The 21,443-nt window shown below is 71.8% G+C and carries 19 protein-coding genes and 1 tRNA gene; 12 read left to right on the top strand and 8 right to left on the bottom strand.

Translation table 11 applies throughout. The annotated features are described in order from the left end of the window. Positions 1-64: 64 nt before the first annotated feature. The 3 genes from ACZ5GT_RS08815 to ACZ5GT_RS08825 all read right to left on the bottom strand — a co-directional run bounded on the left by ACZ5GT_RS08815 (position 65) and on the right by ACZ5GT_RS08825 (position 5,393). Positions 65-952 (bottom strand): DivIVA domain-containing protein, encoded by an 888-nt coding sequence (locus ACZ5GT_RS08815; RefSeq protein WP_469017253.1) that lies wholly within the window; start codon positions 950-952, stop codon positions 65-67. 468 nt (positions 953-1,420) lie between these two features. Further along, positions 1,421-4,363, bottom strand: coding sequence for an SUKH-4 family immunity protein (locus tag ACZ5GT_RS08820; protein WP_469017256.1), 2,943 nt, complete (start codon positions 4,361-4,363; stop codon positions 1,421-1,423). Between the two features lie 10 nt (positions 4,364-4,373). Continuing rightward, a complete protein-coding gene (locus ACZ5GT_RS08825; RefSeq protein ID WP_469017258.1) occupies positions 4,374-5,393 on the bottom strand; it encodes an SMI1/KNR4 family protein in 1,020 nt (339 codons plus the stop codon). A gap of 331 nt (positions 5,394-5,724) precedes the next feature. On the opposite strand from ACZ5GT_RS08825, the gene ACZ5GT_RS08830 reads away from it, so the two are divergent. Then, positions 5,725-6,264, top strand: a complete 540-nt coding sequence (locus tag ACZ5GT_RS08830) for a YwqJ-related putative deaminase (protein WP_469017261.1) — start codon at positions 5,725-5,727, stop codon at positions 6,262-6,264. A gap of 89 nt (positions 6,265-6,353) precedes the next feature. Then, complete coding sequence (locus ACZ5GT_RS08835) at positions 6,354-6,884, top strand: SUKH-3 domain-containing protein (protein WP_469017266.1); 531 nt, start codon at positions 6,354-6,356, stop codon at positions 6,882-6,884. 63 nt (positions 6,885-6,947) lie between these two features. Here ACZ5GT_RS08835 and ACZ5GT_RS08840 read toward each other — a convergent pair whose 3' ends face one another. Then, positions 6,948-8,261: a sensor histidine kinase gene (locus ACZ5GT_RS08840; RefSeq protein WP_469017270.1), complete on the bottom strand. Its 1,314-nt coding sequence runs from the start codon at positions 8,259-8,261 to the stop codon at positions 6,948-6,950. A 167-nt stretch (positions 8,262-8,428) separates the two neighbouring features. On the opposite strand from ACZ5GT_RS08840, the gene ACZ5GT_RS08845 reads away from it, so the two are divergent. From ACZ5GT_RS08845 to ACZ5GT_RS08880, 8 genes are all read left to right on the top strand, one after another. After that, positions 8,429-9,301: a hypothetical protein gene (locus ACZ5GT_RS08845; protein WP_469017273.1), complete on the top strand. Its 873-nt coding sequence runs from the start codon at positions 8,429-8,431 to the stop codon at positions 9,299-9,301. 11 nt (positions 9,302-9,312) lie between these two features. Then, positions 9,313-9,383 (top strand) — tRNA-Gln (locus ACZ5GT_RS08850). Positions 9,384-9,519: 136 nt separating this feature from the next. Next, positions 9,520-10,965 carry a bifunctional UDP-N-acetylglucosamine diphosphorylase/glucosamine-1-phosphate N-acetyltransferase GlmU gene (glmU, locus tag ACZ5GT_RS08855; RefSeq protein WP_469017276.1) on the top strand — a complete coding sequence of 482 codons (1,446 nt, stop codon included), beginning with the start codon at positions 9,520-9,522 and terminating at the stop codon, positions 10,963-10,965. Between the two features lie 130 nt (positions 10,966-11,095). Then, positions 11,096-12,076 carry a ribose-phosphate diphosphokinase gene (locus ACZ5GT_RS08860; RefSeq protein WP_469017282.1) on the top strand — a complete coding sequence of 327 codons (981 nt, stop codon included), beginning with the start codon at positions 11,096-11,098 and terminating at the stop codon, positions 12,074-12,076. A 230-nt stretch (positions 12,077-12,306) separates the two neighbouring features. Then, entirely contained in the window at positions 12,307-12,903 is a 597-nt protein-coding gene (locus ACZ5GT_RS08865; RefSeq protein WP_469017286.1) for a 50S ribosomal protein L25/general stress protein Ctc, read from the top strand. 71 nt (positions 12,904-12,974) lie between these two features. Next, positions 12,975-13,577 carry an aminoacyl-tRNA hydrolase gene (gene pth, locus ACZ5GT_RS08870; RefSeq protein ID WP_469017288.1) on the top strand — a complete coding sequence of 201 codons (603 nt, stop codon included), beginning with the start codon at positions 12,975-12,977 and terminating at the stop codon, positions 13,575-13,577. A 62-nt stretch (positions 13,578-13,639) separates the two neighbouring features. After that, positions 13,640-14,143 carry a hypothetical protein gene (locus tag ACZ5GT_RS08875; protein ID WP_469017291.1) on the top strand — a complete coding sequence of 168 codons (504 nt, stop codon included), beginning with the start codon at positions 13,640-13,642 and terminating at the stop codon, positions 14,141-14,143. A 155-nt stretch (positions 14,144-14,298) separates the two neighbouring features. After that, positions 14,299-15,027: an LPXTG cell wall anchor domain-containing protein gene (locus ACZ5GT_RS08880; protein ID WP_469017295.1), complete on the top strand. Its 729-nt coding sequence runs from the start codon at positions 14,299-14,301 to the stop codon at positions 15,025-15,027. A 75-nt stretch (positions 15,028-15,102) separates the two neighbouring features. Here the strand turns inward: ACZ5GT_RS08880 and ppc are convergent, their stop codons facing one another. Beyond that, entirely contained in the window at positions 15,103-17,835 is a 2,733-nt protein-coding gene (ppc, locus tag ACZ5GT_RS08885; protein ID WP_469017297.1) for a phosphoenolpyruvate carboxylase, read from the bottom strand. Positions 17,836-18,124: 289 nt separating this feature from the next. On the opposite strand from ppc, the gene ACZ5GT_RS08890 reads away from it, so the two are divergent. Next, entirely contained in the window at positions 18,125-19,144 is a 1,020-nt protein-coding gene (locus ACZ5GT_RS08890; protein WP_469017300.1) for an acyl-CoA desaturase, read from the top strand. Then, the gene (locus tag ACZ5GT_RS08895; protein ID WP_469017303.1) at positions 19,141-19,818 is read left to right on the top strand and encodes a TetR family transcriptional regulator; all 678 of its coding nucleotides are present in this window, start codon (positions 19,141-19,143) and stop codon (positions 19,816-19,818) included. Before ACZ5GT_RS08890 ends, ACZ5GT_RS08895 begins: the two co-directional genes overlap by 4 nt. 157 nt (positions 19,819-19,975) lie before the next feature. Here ACZ5GT_RS08895 and ACZ5GT_RS08900 read toward each other — a convergent pair whose 3' ends face one another. The 3 genes from ACZ5GT_RS08900 to ACZ5GT_RS08910 form a co-directional block, all read right to left on the bottom strand. Then, on the bottom strand, positions 19,976-20,149 hold the full coding sequence (locus tag ACZ5GT_RS08900; RefSeq protein ID WP_469017306.1) for a CsbD family protein: 174 nt from the start codon (positions 20,147-20,149) through the stop codon (positions 19,976-19,978). A 76-nt stretch (positions 20,150-20,225) separates the two neighbouring features. Continuing rightward, positions 20,226-20,588, bottom strand: coding sequence for a VOC family protein (locus tag ACZ5GT_RS08905; RefSeq protein WP_469017310.1), 363 nt, complete (start codon positions 20,586-20,588; stop codon positions 20,226-20,228). Next, the gene (locus ACZ5GT_RS08910; RefSeq protein WP_469017770.1) at positions 20,588-21,418 is read right to left on the bottom strand and encodes a trans-aconitate 2-methyltransferase; all 831 of its coding nucleotides are present in this window, start codon (positions 21,416-21,418) and stop codon (positions 20,588-20,590) included. Before ACZ5GT_RS08910 ends, ACZ5GT_RS08905 begins: the two co-directional genes overlap by 1 nt. Positions 21,419-21,443 lie beyond the last annotated feature (25 nt).

The raw sequence follows: 21,443 nt of genomic DNA on the forward strand, positions 1-21,443 counted from the left end.
CGGGGGGTTTGGAGCGCACGGTTCCGGTGGGTGCGGGGTTCTCACGCCTCCCCGCGTCCACGGGTCACTCCCCCGGCGCCGACCCGGTGAGCGCCGTGAGACTGGCCCGCACGTGGTCCATCTGCGCCCGCACGTCGTCCCACCGCTCCCCGTGCTCGCGCAGCACCCGCTCCGTCTCCCGGGCGATCCGCTCCTCCCGCACACGCGCCTCGGCGACGATCGCGGCGGCACGCGCGTGTGCCTCCTCCTGGCAGCGGCCGGCGGCCTCCTCCGCGTCCACGAACGCCTGCTCCGCCTCGGACAGCGCCTCCTCCGCCGCCGCCACCCGCTCGGCCTCCCGCGCCTCCAGGGCGGCCACCCGGCCGGCCTCCTCCCGCTCGGCGCGGGCCAGGCGTTCGGCGTTCTCCTCGGCCTGCTCGGCGAGCATCGCGGAGCCGCGCCGGCCCATCTCACGCAGCGCGGCCAGCGCCTCGGCGCGGCTCTCCTTCACCTCGCGCCGGGCCGCGACCCGGATCTCGTCGGCCTCGGCGCGCGCCGCCTGGAGGCACTGCCGGGCGCGTTCCTCGGCGTCGGCGCGCACGGCGTCGGCGTGCGCCTGCGCGGCGTCCCGTACGCCGTCCGCGCATGCCTGCGCCTCCTCCACGAGACGCTGCGCATCCCGTCGCGCGTCCTCCCGCACGGCGTCGGCCTCCTCCTGCCCGAGCTCGAACAGGCGCCGCGCACGCTCCCCGAGCGCCTCGTAGGTCTGCGGCGCGAGCTGCGCCACCGTCTCCCTCAGCCGCGCCGCCTCCGCCTCCATCTCCTTGGCGAGCACGGTGAGACGGGCGGCCCGCTCCCAGGCGTCGTCCCGGTCGCGGGAAAGCGTGGCGGCGTACTCGTCGACCTGGTCGGGACGGTAGCCGCGCCCCCGTACGGCCACGAACCCGTGGAACGAGACCGGTGCGCTGCTCATCCTGCAACCCCTCTCCGCCGAACGGATGCGGCATGATGATTCGCGCACATCTTGATGTACCGGGTGTAAGGGCTCATAACGCGACACTCCGCGCGCAGGCCCCGGTCACGCGCCCGGGCTGCGGGCCGCTCGCACGTACGGGACACGGGCACCCACGCGAGCACGGGCACGGCACGGACACGAGCGGCACGGACACGAGCGGCACGGACACGGGCTCCGCGGGCACGGGCTCCGCGGGCACGGGCTCCGCGGGCACGGGCTCCGCGGGCACGGGCTCCGCGGGTGAGGCATCGGCACACGCGTGCACCGGCGGGCACCCGACCGGAACCGTCAGTCACAGGCGGGCGCGCGGGGCGCGGACACCGCGGTCCCGCCGGGCGAGGCGGGTCGGTGCGGGCGCATGCGAAAGGGCCGGGCCCGGTCTCCACGACCGGGCCCGGCCCCACAGGCAGGCGAAGGTTCAGCGCGTCACAGCAGGCCGTCCCACATCTGCTCCAGCAGCACCGACCACCAGCTCTCCGGCGACCCGAGCGCCGCCGGGTCGAGGGCGGCCAGCTGGGCCTGGAAGTCGACGGTCCACCGGCCCGCCTGCTCCTGGTTCAGCCCGAACCGCAGCCGCCACATCCGTCCGAGCAGCGCCAGGCACCGCTGGAACTCGGGCAGCCCCGTGTTCACGAACTGCGGCGGCACCGGCGCCCCGCCGGGCCCCGCCTCCACCGGCACGGCCACGATGTTCGCCGTCCCGTACTGCACGCAGATCGCCTTGCCGAAGTCACTGCCCATCACCAGGTACGAGCCCGCGTCCGCGGCCGGCTGCACGCCGCGCTCCTGCGCCAGCTCGGCCAGCGTGGGCACCGGCCGTCCCGGCTGGGCCTGCGCCCAGAAGAACGGACCCATGTCCATCGGCAGCCCCGCCACCACCAGCGAGTGCGCCACGATCGGCGGCACCCCCTGCCGGGACACGGCCGCCTGCTCGAACCGGAAGATCCCCGGTCCGAAGGCCCCGGCGAGCTCCTGGGCGATGCCCTCCGGCGGAATCGGCGGCATCGCCTGCACCGGCGGCAACGGCGCACGCACCGGCCCCGGTCGCGCCGGCCCGTCCGCCACCTGGTGCAGCTCGCCCTGGTGCGCCAGCAACTGCTGCATGCCCTGCTGCCGGCTCGCGTGGTCCGTCCCGTACGGCGCGATGCTCGTGATCCGCGCCTGCGGCCACTGCTCCCGGATCATCCGCGCGCAGTAGGCGCCCGGCAGCTCGCACGACTCCAGCTCCGTGTGCAGCTCCAGCACCTGGTCCGGCGGCACGTTCATGGCCCGCAGCTCATGGAAGATCTGCCACTCCGGGTGCGGCGTCCCCGGCGCCGACCGCCTGATCAGCTGCTGCTCGGAACCGTCCTGCGCGCGGTAGCGCAGCACGGCCTGATAACCGGGACCGACCGTCGGCTGAGCCTGCTGCTGCGGATAGCCGTACGCGGGCGGCTGCTGCCCGGGCTGCGGCACCGGCGGCTGCTGCCCCGGCTGCGACACGGGCTGCTGCGGAGCGCCCGGCGCCATGCCGGGCACGCCCGGAGCACCCGGAACACCGGGTGCGCCGAGGGCGCTCGGCGGCGGGGGCGCGCCGGGTCCGCCCACCGGGGGCGCGGCGAACATGGTCTGCGCCTGGTGAACGGCGCCCGGAGCGCCCGCAGGGGCGCCCGGGGGCTGCGGCGCGCCCGGGGCACCGGGCATACCGGGGGCGCTCGGGGCACCCGGTGCGCCGGGCGGGTTCTGCATGCCCGGGGCGCGAGGAGCGGAGTGCGCGCCAGGGGCACCGGGCACACCCGGGGCGCCCGGCGGCTGCGGCGCGCCCGGGGCGCCGAGCTGACTCGGGTCGGCGAGCATCGTCGCGGCGTGGTGCACCCCGGCCGGAGGCGTACCGCCGGGCGCGTTCGGCGCACCGGGCGGATTCGGCGCACCGGGCGGATTGGGCGCACCGGGCGGGCGGGGGGCGCCCGGCGGCTGCGGCGCGCCGGGGCCTTCGAGCCCCTCGGGGCCGAGCGCCGACACCAGCTGCGTCGGCACGTAACCGCCCGCGGGACCACCCGGCGTACCGGGCGCCTGCGGCGGCGCGGGCGTGCCGCCCGGCCGCGCGCCCGGCGTGCCGGGCGCGCCGGGCACGCCCGGCGGGGGCGGCGGGTTCGCGCCCCCGCGCGCACGGCGCGGCGGCGGGGCCGCCTTGCTCGTGGCGGCCTCGGCGATGTCCCCGGCGTTCGAAGCGAGCGGCCGCGGCGGCCCGGCCGGCGGCTGCGGCGCACCCGGGACACCGCCGGGCGGCGTCCCCTGCGGACCGCCCGGCGGAGGCGGAGGAGGCGGAGTACCCGGAGCCGCGGGCGGCGCCTGCGGGTAGCCGTACGTCGGCGCGGGCGGCGGTGTCGCGCCCAGCGCTGCGGCACCCGGAGGGGGCGTACCCGGCACCGGCGGGGGCGGCGGCGTGCTGCCCGGCGCGGGCGGAAACGCGGGCGTCCCCGGCGCACCACCCTGCGGGCCACGCGCACCCGGCACGCCGTGCCCTGCCGACGCGTTCGGATCACCGAGCGCCGGCGACACCGCCGTCGGCGGAAGCCCACTGCCGCCCGACATCAGCGCCGTCTGGCCATCCGACGGCATGCCGTCGGACCCCTCGCTCAACTGCGGCGCGAACACCGTCGCCGGCAACGGCACCGAACGGTCCTCGCCCGCATCGGCGTTGGTGTCGGTCCCGGCCCAGGGAGTCGCCCCCTCGGGCACCCCCGGCGCGCCGGAAACCCCGTGCGCCCCCGCGCGAGGACCGGCGCCGCCCGGTGCCGCGCCGTCAGCGCTCGCTCCGGCCTCCGGCCACTCCGTACGCCCCCCGCCCGGAATCCCGGCCTGCGTCCGAGCAAGCCCCGCACCCCCCGAAGCACCGCCGACGGCCGCACCCGCGCCCGCCGCACCCGCCCCGGCAGGCACGCCGCCACCAGCACCGGCACCCGTATCGGCACCCGCGCCGGCCCCGGCGCCCTCACCGGCCCGCCGATCCGGAATCCCCAGCTTGTCCGCCGCCTCCTGCAACCACTCCGGCGGACTCAGCAGGAACGACGTCTGGTTCAGATCCACCCGCGCCGGAGCGGCCGGCACCGGCGCGTCGGCGGCGTCGGGACGGCCGTACTCCTCCTCGTACCGGCGGATCACCTCACCCACCGGCAGCGCCGGCCACAGCGTCGCCTCACCGCTGTCCCGCGCGATGACCAGCCGCTGCCCGCCCCCGTCCGAACGCGGCCCGTCCACACGGTCCTCACCCCACACCACGAACCCGAGCTCGAACTCCCGAACCCGCACCTCACGATGCTGGTACGACGGCACGTCGCCGTTGATCCACTCCTCGGCGCGCTCCTGCGCCTGCGCGAACGTCACCATGGCCCGAACCTCACTCCCCCACCGACGACACCGGCACCGCACGCGCGAAGCCGCCGTCCACCATCAGGTTCGCCACGGTCTCCAACTCCGGCGGAGAACCCGCCAGCCGCGACAGGAACACGTCGAAGTCGTCACCGCACGGCAGCAGCAGCCGCTCCACCCGCTCCGCGGGCGACCACGACGGATCCACGTCCCGCACGTCGTCGTACGCGCAGAACCACACCGAACCCACCCGCTCGCCCTTCACCTTCACCGCGAGCAGACCACCCTGCACGAAACCGACGCTCAGATAGTCCTTCGTCAGATGATCACGCAGGCACTTGTTGACGTACACCAGATCGTTCACCGCGGCCTCGTCCCGCACCGTGAAGAACGGCTGGTCGATCAGCAGCCCCAACTCCGCGTCCAGCGCCGTACCGACCGGCGCGCACCCGCCCGCCGCCTTCAGGAACGACCGGTACGCGCCCGGCAACCGGTAACCGAGGTCCTCCTCGACCCCCTGCACCTGCGACTCCGTCACCGCCACACCCGACTTCGGCAGCCCGAAGTGCGCCGGACGGGTCTCCTGCAGCGGCCGCGTACCCCGCTTGCCCTGGTCGACGTTCGACGTCGCGATCCCGCCGTGATGCCGCAGCAGCGCCTTCACCTCGACCGGCACCAGCTCCAGCCGCCGGCCACCCACCACGTGATGCCACGTCCAGCCGTGCGGCGTCGCCACCGACGGCACCGTGTCCCACAGATCGTGCCCCGACGCCGCCAACGCGGCGTTCGCCGACACGTAGTCCGTCAGCCGCAACTCGTCGACACCGAAACCCTCCGGAGGCTCGGCGATCTCCGCCGCCGCCCGCGCGTAGGGCGAGAAGTCGGGATAACCCCGCTCGTCCACCCGCACCCCTCTCGGATGACGGGCCGCCCGGACCGGATCCGGGAAGTGCACGACCTGCCCGGCATAGGCCGCGTTCGGCGGCGCGGCTTCTCCCCCGGCCTGGCGGCCGGGAGGTGCCCCCAGCCCGAGCCGACCTGTCGTCATCGCGGTTGCCCCCTGCGGCACTCTGTACGACCCGTAGTGACCGGCCTCGGCCCACTACGCCCCGTATCGACTGTCTCGTCCGTCCCGACTTCCGTCGCGACTCCCACCACGCATGTCACTGTCCGTCGACCGCGTGGAGAGCGGTGCCGACAGCCTATGCGGTACGCCCGCACCGGTCACCGGGCACCGGCCGGTCACCCTCCGCTTCCGTGACCAGCCGTCACAGCGCCGTGACAGCCCGCCCAAACCTGGCGTGTCGCACCGCCTCAGCTTCCGCACCCGCCACGCGATTTGGCACTCTGTGTCGTCCGGGGGGACGCTCGGGAGGGAAATGACGATCATGAACGCCACACAGACGGGACCTCACTCGGCACCGCGCACGGGCACCTCGTCCGGCGACCCCCGCATCGGCTGGAGCGCCGCCGAAGCCCCCCACGTCCCCGTCCTCCGCCACCGCCGCGACGGCATACTGCCCACCGTCGCCGCCGCCCTCTCCGTCCGCGGCGCCACCCTCACCGGCACCGCCGCCCGCGGCGACCAGCCGCCGCCCCTGCACCCCCTCGTGCAGGACTTCCTCGACACCCTCACCAGCGCCCAACGCGACCGCTTCACCGGCCGCTGCGCCGAGACCATCCTCATCTCCCGCCACATCACCGCCGCCGACGCCGCCCGCACCAAACGCGCCGCACGCAAACCCATGACCAACGGCGAAGCCCGCAAAGCCCTCAAACAGGCCAAACTCACCACCCGCCGCATCCGCGAGGACGGCGACCCCCTGCACGGCAGCTTCGCCACACCCTGCCGCGCCTGCACCGCCCTCAGCGCCCACTTCGGCGTCCGCGTCGTCGACCCCACGACGACAGGCGGCTGATCCCACACCCACCCCGCGCCACCCGCCCCCACCCAGCACTCGGCAAGACGGCCCCCGGCCGGTCCCTGACCTCGACGAACGAAGGGCAGATGCACCCCGACCGCACCTCCTCCCCCCACCTCGGCCACGCCCGACCGGGGGGAAACCCACCGCGCTTCCCCGTACCCGTCGACGCCGCGCTGCGCGCCGCAGGCTGGCAGCCCGGACGCTGGGACATAAAGCAGGCCGAGATCTGGGCCGACACCCTGCGCGACCACACCTCACCCGCGGGACACCGCCACGCGGTCTTCCCCGCCGCGGTCGAGGCATGGGCCGAATTCGGCGGCCTGCACCTCACCCCCACCGGCCCCGGCCGCCAACTGGCCCCCGCCACCGTCCACATCGACCCCCTGCACGGCCTCCACATGGCCCGCACCCTCGGCGACCTCGGCCGCGCCCTCGGCATGGACGTCAGCCCCCTCGGCGCCGAGACCGACACCACCACCGTCCTCGCCATCGACGCCGCCGGCCGCGTCTACGCCCTCGACCACACCGGCGACTGGTACCTCGGCCCCGACATCGACCACGCCCTCACCGGCCTCGTCGCAGGAACAGAACCGGTACGCCTCACCGCCGGCTGACCCCCGCCCGACACCACCGACACCCCAGCACCACGACAGCGCTACGCCAGCACCACGACAGCACTACGACGCCGGAATCACCGCCGACACCCGGAACCCCCCGGCATCCGTCGGCCCCGACACGAACACCCCGCCCAACGCCACGACCCGCTCCTTCATCCCCACCAGCCCATTGCCCCCGGACGGCAACCGCGCCGACGACGCCGACGCCGGCTCCGGCGGCGGCTCGTTCTCCACCTGCATCGCGATCTCCGCCGCCCGGTGCGCCAGCCGCACATGCGTCTTCGCCCCCGCCGCATGCTTGTGGACGTTCGTCAACGCCTCCTGCACCACCCGGTACGCCGTCTGCTCGATCTCAGCCGCGTACGACCGCTTCTCCCCCTCCACCGACAGGTCCACGACCATCCCCGCCGCCGCCGACTGCCCCAACAACTCGTCCAACTCCGACAGACACGGACCCTCCCCCTCCTCCGCCTCCGCCGCAGCCGCCGCGGCGACCGGCCCGGACACCGCCCCCACCGCCGCCAACGGCACCGGCCGCTCACGCCCCCGCACCCCGTCACCACTGCGGAGCACACCGAGCATCTCCCGCAACTCGGTCAACGCCTGCCGCCCCATGTCCCCCACCAGCACCGCATTCCGGACCGCCTTCTCCGGATCCTTACGGGCCACCGCCTGCAACGCCGCCGCGTGCACCACCATCAGACTCACCCGATGCGCCACCACGTCGTGCATCTCACGCGCGATCCGGGTCCGCTCCTCGTTCCGCGCCCACTCGGCCCGCTCCTCCGCCCGCTCCGCCAGCAACTGCAGCTCCCGCTCCAGGCTGTCGGCCCGCTCCCGCAAACTCTCCATCAACCGCCGCCGGGCCCCCACATACAGCCCCAGAAGAAGCGGCGGCGCGGTCATCCCCACGGCCGTGGTGATCGAGGCGAACGGCACGAACCAGTCACCCAGGTCCAGATCACCGTGCGCCATGTCCTGCCGCACCCGCACGAACATCACGATCAGCATCCCGACCAGCGACATACCGGCCAGCGACCCGATGATCCGCCGCGGCAGCTCCGAAGCGGCGAGCGTGTACAGGCCGACGATGCCCATCAGGTAGCCCATCTGAGCCGGAGTGATAGCGATCGACACCAGCACCACGGCGATCGGCCACTTACGGCGCACCAGCAGCGCCGAGCCCGCCAGCACCCCGAAAACGACACCGGCCGCCACCGCGATCCCCGCGTCCCGCGCGAACTCGATCCCCTCGGCCGCGCACTCCAACGCGGACACCGCCGCCAGGCCGGCGTCCAGCGCCGCGCTGCGCCACCTGGCCCACCACCACGGCCCTCCCGCGGCCGTCGCGTGGTCTTCCCCCGTCGTGGTCATGGCTCCAGCCTAGATGCGCCCGGGTGGGGTTTTCCGTCCAGTTTCCACGACTGGCCTACACCACATCGTGTAACCCAACGGGCGCGAAACCACCCGATATCGCTCGAACTGCTGAACCGCACACCGTTCGACCACGGAATGTCCCGTTCCGCCCGGACCGTATGTCCATGGCACCCCCACAGAGCAAGTACGCGGATTTCGAGAACCTGCGCGAGCAGGCAGTGGCGCTGCGGCGCCAGGGCTGCAGCCTCCGCCAGATCCGCGACGAGCTGAAGGTCTACAACAACGACATCCTCAACCAGCTCGTGAAGGGAGAACCGCCACCGGAGTGGACGAAACGACCGCGCGCGAAGGACGACCTGCGGGCCAGGGCGCGCGAGCTGCGACTCCAGGGCTGGACGTACGACCAGATCGAGGTGGAGCTGGGCTGCTCGAAGAGTTCGGTCTCCCTGTGGGTGCGGGATCTGCCGAAGCCGGAACGCAAGCGCAGCCGCGAGGAAGCGGCGGTGATCGCCCGGCGGGGCTGGGAGGCCAAGCTGCGCCTCCGCGACGAGGAGCGTCGGCGTACCAAGGAGGCCGCCAAGCAGGCGGTCGGCGGCATCTCGGAGCGCGAGTTGTTCCTGGTGGGAGTCGGCCTCTACTGGGCCGAGGGCACCAAGGACAAGCCCTACGAGCGCCGGGAGAGCGTCGTCTTCGTCAACAGCGACCCGGACATGATCCGGCTCTATCTCGCCTGGCTCGACCTGCTCGGCATCCCCCGGGAGCGCCTGCGATTCAGCGTGATGATCCACGAGAACGCCGACGTGACCGGCGCCGAGCGCTACTGGGCAGACCTCGTCGGCACCGATCGCTCCACGTTCAACAAGACGACGCTCAAGAAGCACAACCCCAAGACGGTCCGCAAGAACATCGGGGACGGCTATCGCGGCTGCCTGACCATCAAAGTCCTGCAAGGCGCCGATCTGTACCGTCGCATCGAGGGCTCCTGGTACGGCATAGTGGAGTCCGCACTCAAAGCCGATCAGCAAAATCGGGCATAGAGGGCAAACCATCCCGGATCGTCTAAAGGTAGGACAAACGGTTTTGGTCCGTTGAATGAGGGTTCGAGTCCTTCTCCGGGAGCCCACCGCATACCAGCCCTTGATTCGGGCCCTGACCGCTGCCAGACAGCACCGTCAGGGCCCACTCTCATGTCCTCCGTGAAACGCCCCGGTATCCTGCGGATGTCCCCACCCGTCCACAGCCGAAGGGCAACTCCGTGAGCGCCATCCGCCCGGCAGCCGTCGTCGTTCTCGCAGCGGGTGAGGGCACCCGTATGAAATCGGCCACACCGAAAGTCCTGCACGAGATCTGCGGCCGTTCCCTGGTGGGCCATGTGCTCGCCGCCGCGCGGGAGTTGGAGCCCGAGAACCTGGTCGTCGTGGTCGGGCACGCGCGGGAGCAGGTCACCGCACACCTCGCCGAGGTCGACCCGGGCGTGCGGACGGCCGTGCAGGCGGAGCAGAACGGCACCGGGCACGCCGTGCGCATCGCGCTGGAGGAGCTCGGCGGGTCGGTCGACGGGACGGTCGTGGTGGTCTGCGGCGACACCCCGTTGCTGACCGGTGGGACGCTGGGGCGGCTGGCGGCGACGCACTCGGCCGACGGCAACGCGGTCACCGTGCTGACCGCGGAGGTCCCCGACGCCACCGGTTACGGCCGGATCGTGCGGGACGACGCCGGCGCCGTCACCGAGATCGTCGAGCACAAGGACGCGTCGGAGACGCAGCGGGAGATCCGGGAGATCAATTCCGGTGTGTTCGCGTTCGACGGGCAGTTGCTGGCGGACGCGCTGAAGAAGCTGCGTACGGACAACAGTCAGGGCGAGGAGTACCTGACGGACGTGCTGGGGATCCTGCGGGAGGCCGGTCACCGCGTGGGTGCCTCGGTCGCCGGTGACCACCGGGAGATCGCCGGGATCAACAACAGGGTGCAGCTGGCGCAGGCCCGGCGGATCATGAACGACCGGCTGCTGACGGAGGCGATGCTGGCCGGTGTGAGTGTGATCGATCCGGCGACGACGTGGGTGGACGTGACGGTGACGTTCGAGCAGGACGCGGTCGTTCATCCGGGCACGCAGCTGCAGGGCTCGACGCACCTGGGGGAGGGTGCCGAGGTGGGGCCGAACAGCCGGCTGAAGGACACGCTGGTGGGTGCCGGCGCCCGGGTGGACAACACGGTGGCGAACGGTGCGGAGGTCGGCCCGGGGGCGAGCGTGGGGCCGTACGCGTATCTGCGGCCGGGTACGCGGCTGGGTGCCAAGGGGAAGATCGGCACGTACGTGGAGACGAAGAACGCCTCCATCGGGGAGGGTACGAAGATTCCCCATCTGTCCTATGTCGGTGACGCGACGATCGGTGAGTTCACGAACATCGGGGCGGCCAGCGTGTTCGTGAACTATGACGGACAGGACAAACACCACACGACCGTGGGGTCGCATTGCCGTACGGGTTCGGACAACATGTTTGTGGCTCCTGTCACGGTCGGGGACGGCGCGTACACCGCGGCGGGGTCGGTGATCACGAAGGATGTGCCGCCCGGTTCGCTGGCCGTAGCCCGGGGCCAGCAAAGGAATATCGAGGGTTGGGTGGCTCGTAAGCGTCCGGGGAGCGCGGCGGCGAAGGCGGCCGAGGCGGCTTCGCGGGCCCGTGGCGACGAGGACTGACCGGAAACAGGTGCGTGAAACACGGCGTACCGTGATAAGTGCACACCCGCACCCCCACCAGCTGAGACGGCCCGTCGTGCCCAGCGGCGCGGCGTCGTCGGCCGGCTGACACCTCTGAGGAGACAGTGCTGTGACCGGGATCAAGACGACCGGCGAGAAGAAGTTGATGTTCTTCTCCGGCCGCGCCCACCCCGAGCTTGCCGAGGAGGTCGCCCAGCAGTTGGGTGTCGGGGTCGTCCCGACGAAGGCCTTCGACTTCGCCAATGGCGAGATCTATGTCCGTTACCAGGAGTCGGCGCGTGGTGCGGACTGCTTCCTGATCCAGAGCCACACGGCTCCGATCAACAAGTGGATCATGGAGCAGTTGATCATGATCGATGCGCTGAAGCGCGCGTCGGCTCGTTCCATCACGGTGATCGTGCCGTTCTACGGTTATGCGCGGCAGGACAAGAAGCACCGGGGCCGTGAGCCGATCTCGGCGCGGCTGATCGCGGATCTGATGAAGACGGCGGGTGCGGACCGCATCCTGACGGTGGATCTGCACACGGATCAGATCCAGGGGTTCTTCGACGGTCCGGTGGATCACCTTTTCGCTCTTCCGCTGCTGGCGGACTATGTGGGGGCGAAGGTCGACAAGAACAAGCTGACGGTGGTGTCGCCGGACGCCGGCCGGGTGCGGGTGGCGGACCGGTGGTGCGACCGGCTGGGTGCGCCGCTGGCGATCGTGCACAAGCGGCGTGACAAGGACGTGGCGAACCAGGTGACCGTCCACGAGGTCGTGGGTGAGGTCAAGGGCCGGGTCTGTGTGCTGGTCGATGACATGATCGACACGGGTGGCACGATCTGTGCGGCGGCGGACGCGTTGTTCGCGCATGGTGCGGAGGACGTGATCGTGACGGCTACGCATGGTGTGCTGTCGGGTCCGGCCGCGGACCGGCTGAAGAACTCGCGGGTGAGCGAGTTCGTGTTCACGAACACGCTGCCGACGCCGGGTGAGCTGAACCGGGAGCTGGACAAGATCACGGTGCTGTCGATCGCGCCGACGATCGCGTCGGCGGTGCGTGAGGTGTTCGAGGACGGTTCGGTGACGAGCCTGTTCGACGAGCAGTGAGCGCGGGTTGAGCGCGCGTTCGAGCGTGTGGTGAGCGGGCGGCGAGTGTTGCCGTAGCGCCTGCATGATCGATTTTTCGGCGGCCTCCCGGCCGAGTAGACTGCTGCAGTTGCTCGGCGAGGGAGGCCGCACTCTTTGGGTGCGGTGGTCCGTTATCGACGCGCTCTTCGTAGCAGGCCGTTCGTGGCCGGGTGACCACGTCCGTTCCGATTTCTACGAGGAGTGATGACATGTCCGAGGTGAAGCTCGCCGTCGAGACGCGCACCGAGTTCGGCAAGGGTGCCGCGCGCCGTATCCGCCGTGACAACAAGGTTCCGGGTGTGCTGTACGGGCACGGTTCGGACCCGGTGCACCTGACGCTTCCGGGTCACGACCTGCTGCTGGCGCTGCGTACGCCGAACGTCCTGATCTCCCTCGACATCGACGGCAAGTCGACCGAGCTGGCGATCCCGAAGTCGGTGCAGCGTGACCCGCTGAAGGGCTTCCTGGAGCACGTCGACCTGCAGCTGGTGCAGCGTGGCGAGACCGTGACGGTCGAGATCCCGGTGCACACCGAGGGCGAGCTGGCCCCCGGCGGCAACCTGCTGGAGCACGTGCTGAACGCGCTGCCGGTCGAGGCCGAGGCCACCCACATCCCCGAGTCCGTCACGGTGTCGGTGGAGGGTCTGGCGGCCGGTGCCTCCGTCCTGGCCAAGGACATCCCGCTGCCGTCCGGCACGAAGCTGGCGGTGGAGGAGGACACTGTCGTCCTCCAGGTGCTGGCCGCGCAGGCCGAGGAGGCCGGCGAGGGCGGGGAGGGCGGCGCAGAGGCTTCCGCCGAGGCCTGATCGTCGCCCCTCATCGTTTTGTCAGCCGCTGTTCCCGTCGGGGGCAGCGGCTGGCGCGTATCCAAGGAGACATGGACGTGAGCACCCCCGCCAACGCCCCCTGGCTCGTCGTGGGGCTGGGCAATCCGGGACCGGAGTACGCGATGAACCGGCACAATGTCGGGTTCATGGTGGCCGATCTGCTGGCCGAGCGGATCGGGGGGAAGTTCAAGCGGGCCGGCAAGGCGCAGGCGCAGGTGGTGGAGGGGCGGATCGGGCCGCCGGGGCCGGCCGGGCGGCGGGTGATTCTGGCGAAGCCGATGTCGTTCATGAACCTGTCGGGTGGTCCGGTGAACGCGCTGCGGGACTTCTACAAGGTGCCGGTCGGCAACATCGTGGCGGTCCATGACGAGCTGGACATCGATTACGGCACGCTCCGTCTGAAGCTGGGCGGCGGCGACAACGGGCACAACGGGCTGAAGTCGATGACGAAGGCGATGGGTTCGGACTATCACCGGGTGCGGTTCGGGATCGGCCGGCCGCCGGGGCGGATGCAGGTCGCGGACTTCGTGCTGAAGGACTTCTCGTCGGCGGAGCGCAAGGAGCTGGACTATTTCGTGGACCGGGCGGCGGACGCGGTGGAGTGTCTGGTGATCGACGGTCTGGAGCGGGCGCAGAGCACCTACAACTCCTGAGGTGTCGGCTTCTGTCTCTTTCGCGCCGAGGCCCGAGTTGACCGGGCGTAGGGGTATGGCCAATGATCCCGGCCATGCCGGCCACAGCCACCACCTCTCGTCAGGCCTCTTTCGCCATCGTCCGGTTCGGGCGGTTCGCGGTCATGGGGTCGATCGCCCTGCTGATCCTGGTCGCGGGCGTGTGGGCGTCGTGGGGGAGCGCCCAGTACGTGATGCTCACCAAGGGGCGGGAGAGCGGGACGGTCTCGGTGACGGGGTGCGGGGCCGACACGTGCACGGGGCCGTACACGCCGCTGTCCGCGGGGTCGCAGGCACGCGGCCGGGTGGTCATCGACCGGACGGTGGCCGTGCGCAAGGGCGGGCGGTACGCGGTGGTGGTGAAGCCCGGCGGGGACGAGGTCGTGCGGTCCGGGGCGGCGGGGGTGCTGTACGCCTGGGTGCCGTTCGCCGGGGCGCTGTTGCTGGCGTCGGTGGTGGTGGCCGGGGGGCTGCGCCGGACGCGGCTCGCGTGGGTGCTGGCGGGGTCGGGGCTGGCGCTGCTGACGGCGGCGTTCGTGACGATGTGAGCTCCGGGGCGCCGTACGGGTCGCGGGTTCCGCGGAGGTCGGCGGGGGCGCCGGGAGTGTTGCCGGTTCGTGATTGACCCGGTGGCGGTCGCGGCCGGATGCTGAGCCGCCCCCTCCACATCTTCCCGCTCAGTCACTCGAAGATGGACCGCCTCATGCGTACCCTTTCCCGCGCCGGCGCCCTGTCCGCCGTCGCCGCGGCCGCGCTGCTGTGCTCGCCGGTCGCCGCTCACGCCGCCGTTCCGGGCGACAACGGAACCGTGAAGATCCACGATGCGAAGACCGGCGAGGAACTTCCCCGCGACGAACCGCACGTCTGCTCCTTCTACCTGGACGCCTTCGGTTTCGACGGCGTCCAGGAGGTCGACTGGCACATCGACGTCTGGGCGCCGTCGGCCGGTGCCAAGGGCGACACGGTGAAGTCGGGCGCGATCACGCTGGACGGCGAGGGTCATGGCCGTACGGACGACATGTCGCTGCCGGACGGGCACTACAAGCTGTTCTGGAACTTCGAGGGGGAGAAGGGCGCGGCGAAGCAGAAGGTGTTCTGGGCGGACTGCGAGGACTCGCAGGGCGGCGGCTCGACCCCGTCGGCTTCCGCGTCCGTGTCCGCGTCGGCTTCCGCTTCGGAGTCCACGTCGGCTTCTCCGTCCGCGTCCGCTTCGGCGTCGGAGTCGGCCGGGGCGTCCGCGTCTCCGGGCTCGTCGGCCTCCGCGGGTGAGTCGGCGGGCCCGTCCGCCTCGTCGTCGCCGTCGGCGGCCGGGGGCGGTTCCGGTGATCTCGCCGAGACCGGCAACGGCGCCCCGGTCGGTCTGATGGCCGGACTGGCGGCCGCGCTGCTGGTCGCGGGCGGTTGCCTGGTGGTGCGTCGGCGCCGGGTCTGAGTACGCGTCCGCCGTACGCGAGGGTGCCCCCGTGCTCCGTACGAGCACGGGGGCACCCTTGTGTGCGGGCGGGGGTCAGCCGGTGTTGCGCAGGCCCGCGGCGACGCCGTTGACGGTGAGCAGCAGCGCGCGGGACAGCAGCGGGTCGGGCTGTTCGCCCGCGGCCGCGGCGTCGCGCTGGCGCTTGAGCAGGGTCACCTGGAGGTAGGAGATGGGGTCCAGGTAGGCGTCGCGGATGGCGAAGGTCTGCTTGAGGACCGGGGTGGCGTCCAGCAGTTCCTGCTCGCCGGTCACCTTCAGCACCTCGGCGACGGTCAGTTCGTGCTCGGCGCGGATGGTGTCGAAGACGTGCCTGAGTTCCTCGGGGACGAGGGTCTCGACGTAGTGCGCGGCGATGCGCAGGTCGGTCTTGGCGAGGGTCATCTCGACGTTGGAGATGAAGTTGCGGAAGAAGTGCCAGCGTTCGTGCATCTCGTCGAGGACGGTGTCCAGGCCGGCCTCGCGCAGCGCCTTCAGGCCGGAGCCGACGCCGAACCAGCCGGGGACGATCTGCCGGGACTGGGTCCAGCCGAAGACCCACGGGATGGCGCGCAGGCCGTCGAGCGAGACACCCGAGCCGGGGCGGCGGGAGGGCCGGGAGCCCAGGTGCAGGTCGGCGAGCTGGTCCACCGGCGTCGACGCGAGGAAGTACGTCGGCAGGTCCGGGTCCTCGACCAGGCGCCGGTAGGCGGCGTGGGCGGCGTCGGAGACGACGTCCATGGCGGCGTCCCAGCGGGCGAGGGCCTCGTCGGACTGGCGGGGGGCGGTGTGCAGGGCGGACGCCTGGAGGGTGGCGGCCACGGTGAGTTCGAGGTTCTCCCGGGCCAGGGACGGGATGAGGTACTTGTCGGAGATGACCTCGCCCTGCTCGGTCACCTTGATCTCGCCCTCGAGGGTGCCCCAGGGCTGGGCGAGGATGGCGTCGTGGGAGGGGCCGCCGCCGCGGCCGACGGTGCCGCCGCGGCCGTGGAAGAGGCGCAGGCGGACGCCGTAGCGGTGGGCGACGTCGCGGAGCCGGCGCTGGGCGCGGTGGATCTCCCACTGGCTGGTGGTGATGCCGCCGAACTTGGAGGAGTCGGAGTAGCCGAGCATGACCTCCTGGACGTCCCCGCGCAGCGCGACGAGGCGCCGGTAGGAGGGGTCGGAGAGCATGTCCTCCAGGATGGTGTCGGCGGCCTTCAGTTCGTCGGTGGTCTCCAGCAGCGGCACGATGCCGATCTTGGCCCAGCCGGCGTGCAGGTCGATCAGGCCGGCCTCGCGGGCCAGTACGGCGGCCGCGAAGACGTCGTCGGCGCCCTGGCACATGGAGATGATGTACGACTCGATGACCTCGGGTCCGAAGACCTCCAGGGCCCGCTTGACGGTCTGGAAGACGCCAAGGGTCTTCTCGCCGGCCGCGTCGACGGGTGCCGGGGTGGGGGCGAGGGGGCGGCGGGAGCGCAGTTCCTTGGCGAGGAGCTTGGCCCGGTACTCGCGGGGCATGTCGGCGTAGCGCCAGGACTCCTCGCCGAGCCGGTCGAAGAGCTGGCCGAGGGCGTGGTGGTGGGCGTCGGCGTGCTCGCGGACGTCCATGGTGGCGAGTTGCAGGCCGAAGGCGGCGAGGGTGCGGATGGTGCGGTTGAGGCGGCCGGCGGCGAAGAGGTCGCCGCGGTGGGCGCGCAGGGAGTTCTGCACGACGGTGAGGTCCTGCAGCAGTTCGCCGGTGCCGAGGTAGTCGCGGCCCGGTTCGTGCGGGGTGCCCTTGGCCAGGCGCTGCTTGGTGTTCTCCAGCTTCTGCCGGATGCAGGTGGCCTTCAGCCGGTAGGGCTCCTCGGCGTTGAGGCGCTTGTAGCGGGGGCTGATCTCGGGCAGCAGGTCGAGGTCGGCCTGGAGGGAGGAGAGCAGTTCGTCGGTGGCGCCGGTGTAGCGGATGGAGTTGGACAGGAAGCTGCGCAGTTCGTCGATCATGTCCAGCGCGTCGTTGATGCCGTGTTCGTGCTGGAGGATGAGGACGTCCCAGGTGACCTGGGGGGTGACGTTGGGGTTGCCGTCGCGGTCGCCGCCGATCCAGGTGCCGAAGGTGAGGGGGCGGGTGTCGTCGGGGAGCTTGACGCCGACGCGTTCCAGTTCGGCGGTCAGGTCCTCGAGGACGTCGCCGACGGCGCCGGCGTGCAGTTCGTCGAGGTAGTAGATGGCGTTGCGGGCCTCGTCGGCGGGTTCGGGGCGTACCACGCGCAGTTCGTCGGTCTGCCAGACGAGGTCGATGTTCTCGGCCAGCCGGGTGTCGTGGCGGCGGCGGTCGGCCTCGATGACGGGGGTCTCCAGGAGCGCGGCGATGCGCCGGAGCTTGTTCAGGACCGACCGGCGGGCGGCTTCGGTGGGGTGGGCGGTGAACACCGGGCGGACGTTGAGGTGTCTGACCGTCTGGCGCAGGTGTTCGGGGTCGGCGTCCTTGAGGCGGTCGGCGGTGCGGGCGAGCAGCCCGCCCTCGGCGGCGCGCCTGGCGCGCAGTTCGCGGCCTCGGTGGACCTGTTCGGTGACGTTGGCGAGGTGGAAGTAGGTGGAGAAGGCGCGGACCAGCTTGGCCGCGGTCTCCAGTTCGATGCCTCGCAGCAGTTCGGCGGCGGCCTCGCCGTCCTCACGGGTGAGGCGGCGGACGTTCTCGACGAGTTCCAGCAGTTCGGGGCCCTCCTGCCTCACGAGGGTCTCGCCGAGGAGGTCGCCGAGCCGCCGGATGTCGGCGCGCAGCTCGCTGCTGGTCGTCGGGGTCTGGTCGTCGGCACTGCTCACAGGTGCGGCTCCTTGCAGTGTTGAAGCTCGTCTGGAGGGGAACCCGGACGTCGGGCCGACGCGGCGCCCGCCGCTTACGGCCCGGTCATCGGGGAAGAAAACAGAGCGGACCGCGCTGTCCGACCGACTCCAAGGATAGGTGTCCGCGCGGCCGTGCAGACTGTCGGGCTCTTGCCGCCCGGCGAGCCACTGCCATACTTACGTTGCCGTAGGTTACGGAACCGTAGGAAGCACGGCGCGGTTGCCGTGATCCGGCATGGCTTACTCCAAGACCCCACAGGGGACGCGCATGACCTCAAGCTCCGACGTGATCGAAGACTCGCAGAAGGCGACCGGTACCGCTCCACCGTCGTCCGCCAACCTCGGCACCCTGGGTGGCGAGCAGAAGCGTTCGATCGAGCAGATCACGCTGCTGCTCTTCATCACCGTCCCGTTCCTCGCGCTGGTGGCCGCGGTGCCGCTGGCCTGGGGCTGGGGGGTGAGCTGGCTGGACCTCGGCCTGCTGGTCTTCTTCTACTTCCTGGGCTGCCACGGCATCACGATCGGGTTCCACCGCTACTTCACGCACGGTTCCTTCAAGGCCAGACGGCCGCTGCGGATCGCGCTGGCGATCATGGGATCGCTGGCCGTCGAGGGGCCGCTGGTGCGCTGGGTGGCCGACCACCGCAGACACCACCGGTTCTCGGACGCCGAGGGCGATCCGCACTCTCCGTGGCGTTTCGGGGAGACGATCCCGGCGCTGCTCAAGGGCCTGTGGTGGGCCCACATCGGATGGATGTTCGACGAGGAGCAGACGCCGCAGGACAAGTACGCGCCCGATCTGATCAAGGACGGAACGATCCGGGCGATCTCCCGTCAGTTCGTGCTGTGGACGGCCGTGTCGCTGCTGCTGCCGCCGCTGATCGGCGGTCTGGTGACGATGTCCTGGTGGGGCGCGTTCACGGCGTTCTTCTGGGGGTCACTCGTCCGGGTGGCTCTGCTGCACCACGTGACCTGGTCCATCAACTCGATCTGCCACGCGGTGGGCAAGCGGCCGTTCAAGTCACGTGACCGTTCGGGCAACGTGTGGTGGCTGGCGGTGCTGTCGTGCGGCGAGTCGTGGCACAACCTGCACCACGCCGACCCGACGTCGGCGCGCCACGGGGTGATGCGCGGCCAGGTGGACTCGTCGGCGCGTTTCATCCGCATCTTCGAGGCGCTCGGCTGGGCCTACGACGTGCGCTGGCCGTCACGCTCGCGTATCGATTCCCGCCGTAACGGCGGTGAAGGCGGCTCCCGGCACCGGGAGGAAGCCGCCGAGGCGGCATGATTGACGCCGTGGCGACCGACTCCAGCAGTACCCCGAGCCAGGACAAGCAGCGCCGAACGCGCCGCACCCGCATGACCGGTGCGGAGCGCCGCCAGCAGCTGCTGGAGATCGGTCGCACCCTCTTCGCGGCGAAGGGCTTCGAGGGCACCTCGGTGGAGGAGATCGCGGCGAAGGCCGGGGTGTCCAAGCCGGTGGTGTACGAGCACTTCGGCGGCAAGGAGGGACTGTACGCGGTGGTGGTGGACCGCGAGATGCGGCGGCTGCTGGACATGGTGACCAGTTCGCTGACCGCCGGCCATCCCCGTGAGCTGTGCGAGCAGGCGGCGTTCGCGCTGCTGGACTACATCGAGGAGTACACGGACGGTTTCCGCATCCTGGTGCGGGACTCGCCGATCCCGCAGTCGACGGGGTCGTTCGCGTCGCTGATCTCCGACATCGCCACCCAGGTGGAGGACATCCTGGGCCGCGAGTTCAAGAACCGCGGCTTCGACCCCAAGCTGGCCCCGCTGTACGCGCAGGCGCTGGTGGGCATGGTCGCGCTGACCGGCCAGTGGTGGCTGGACGTGCGCCGTCCGAAGAAGGCGGAGGTCGCCGCGCATCTGGTGAATCTGGCCTGGCACGGGCTGGACGGGCTGGAGCAGAGGCCGCGGCTGATCGGTCACCGCAAGAGCTGATCCAGGCATCATTCCCGGCACGCGTGCGCGTGCCGGTGCCTGCGCGCGCCGGGGAACACGGGCGCGCACGCACTGCGGGATCCGCTCGGTGCGTGCGCTCGGTCCGTGGGTTCAGTCGCGTGAGTCACGCGTTCCGTGTTCCGTGCGGGTGTGCCGCTCAGTGCTTGAAGACGTCTTTCGTCTTCTCCTTGGCCTGGCGGGCGTCGCCCTTGGACTGACCGCCCTTGCCTTCGGCGGTGAGGCCCTTGTCGTCCGTGGCACGGCCCACGGCTTCCTTGACCTTGCCCTTGGCCTGCTCGGCCTTGGCCTTCGCCTTCTGTTCCTTGGCCACGTTGCATCACTCCCCGTCGCATCCGACAGTGCTGTCACCACGGCGGGTAACCGGGGCGGTCGCGGGCAAACCCGGGTCAGCGCTCCGGCTCCAGGAACTCCAGCCGGTTGCCGACGGGGTCCTCGGAGTAGAAGCGCCGGTGTCCGGGCAGGTCCTCGTCCCAGTCCACCGGGGCTCCCCCGGCCCGCAGCCGGGCGGCGTAGCTCTCGATGCCCGTCACGCGCAGGCCCGGGTGCGCCTTCCTCGCGGGGCGGAAGTCCTCCTCGACGCCGATATGGAGCCGTACCTGCCCCGCCTGGAACCAGCAGCCTCCGCGGGCCGCCAGGACGGGCGGCTTGGGGACTTCCGTCATGCCGAGGACTCCGGTGTAGTACGCGCGCAGCCGGTCCTCAGAGCCGGGCGGGGCGGCGAGCTGGACGTGGTCGAGGGCGGTGAGCATCAGGCCTCCTGGTGGGCGACGGCGAAGACGCGGCGGAAGGGGAAGGGGGTGCCGTGCGCGGTGGCCGGGTAGGCGGCGCGCAGGGCGGCCCGGTACTCGTCGAGGAACGCCTCCCGGGCCGGCGGGTCGTCGGCGAGCGCGGTCAGGACCGGGCGCAGGCCTGTCCCCTTCACCCAGTCCAGCACCGGGTCGTCGCCGGTGAGCAGGTGGAGGTACGTCGTCTCCCACACGTCCGCCGTGCAGCCGAGGCCGGTCAGGAGTTCCAGGTAGGCCCAGGGTTCGAGGACGGCGTCGGCGTGGCGCAGGGTGCCGGCGAGGCGGTCGGCGAAGCGGGGTGAGCGGGCGATGTCGCGCATCAGGCGGTGGCTGGGGGCGTCGAAGTTGCCGGGGACCTGGAAGGCGAGGGTGCCGCCGGGCCGCAGCCCGGAGATCCACTCCGCGAACCGCCCGGCGTGGCCCGGCACCCATTGCAGGGTGGCGTTGCTGATGATCAGGTCGTGCGGCTCGGCCGGTGTCCAGGTCGCCACGTCGGCGTGGACGAAGTCGAGGCGGCCGCCGCCCGCGGTGGGGCCGGCGTGCTCGGCGCGGGCCCGGTCGAGCATCTCGGGTGAGTTGTCGTAGCCGGTGATGCGGGCGGCGGGCCAGCGTGCGGCGAGCAGGGCGGTGACGTTGCCGGGACCGCAGCCGAGGTCGGCGATGCGGGGCGGCGGCCCGGCGGACGCTTGCGCGGGCAGGTCGGGGACCCGGTGGAGGAGGTCGGCGAAGGGGCGGGCGCGGTGGCCGGCGTGGCGCAGGTAGCGGTCGGGGTCCCAGACGGGGGCGGCGGGCATGGTCGGGCCTCCTTCGGCGTGCTGG

It is taken from the genome of Streptomyces sp. NPDC031340 (assembly GCF_055569945.1).